The sequence below is a fragment of the Peribacillus sp. CSMR9 genome, assembly GCF_033141925.1.
In the GTDB taxonomy this organism is placed as follows: Bacteria; Bacillota; Bacilli; order Bacillales; family DSM-1321; genus Peribacillus; species Peribacillus simplex_A.
The window spans coordinates 1-713 of sequence record NZ_JAOPHO010000220.1 but is presented as its reverse complement, the minus strand read 5'-3'; the positions used below and the strand labels follow the sequence as shown (position 1 = coordinate 713).

Sequence of the window (713 nt, the reverse complement as noted above, 5' to 3'; positions counted from 1 at the left end):
TAAAGCAATGGATTATTTCGGTTCATTGTTCGATGGATTCGGAGGGGCGGCTCCTGTAGGTAGTGGAGTTGGAAGCTGGCGAGGCACGGTCATGAAGGCATTGGGAATGAATGGCCTTCCTACTAGTGCTAATTATGTGAACGCATGGTTAAGGCAAATCAAGTCTGAATCTGGCGGTAATGAAAAGGCCATACAAAGTTCTGGTGTCAAAGACGTCAATTATTACAGTGGACAACTTGCCCGCGGCCTCGTCCAGGTGATCCCGCCAACATTTCGAAGTTTTGCATTCCCTGGACATAAAAATCAGATGAATGGCTTAGACAGCTTATTGGCAGGCATGAACTATGCTAAATCGCGTTATGGATCTAATATGCTTAAATATATTGGCCATGGTCATGGATATGAAAATGGCGGTATCATCACCAAGGAACATTTGGCGATGGTAGGTGAAGGCAATAAACCAGAAGCTATCATCCCTTTAAGTCCGAACAAACGTAGTAGGGCACTAGAATTACTGGCTGCCGTTTCTAGTAAAATATTTGGTGATCCTTCAAAGACTAGTAACAACGATAATAGTCTTATTTTTTCTCTGCTAAAAAAACAGGATACCCAAATTGAATTATTACAGCAGCAACTAGGCCTTTTATCTAAAATCCTATCGAAAGACACGAATACTTATCTGGATGGAAAAGTCCTTCATAACAATAACAAAA

The 713-nt window shown here is 41.4% G+C and carries 1 protein-coding gene; it reads left to right on the top strand.

Features of this window, described 5'->3' with window-relative positions; translation table 11 throughout:
* On the top strand, nucleotides 1–713 hold a 713-nt coding region (locus N9I19_RS24995; protein ID WP_317779371.1), incomplete at both ends, for a lytic transglycosylase domain-containing protein.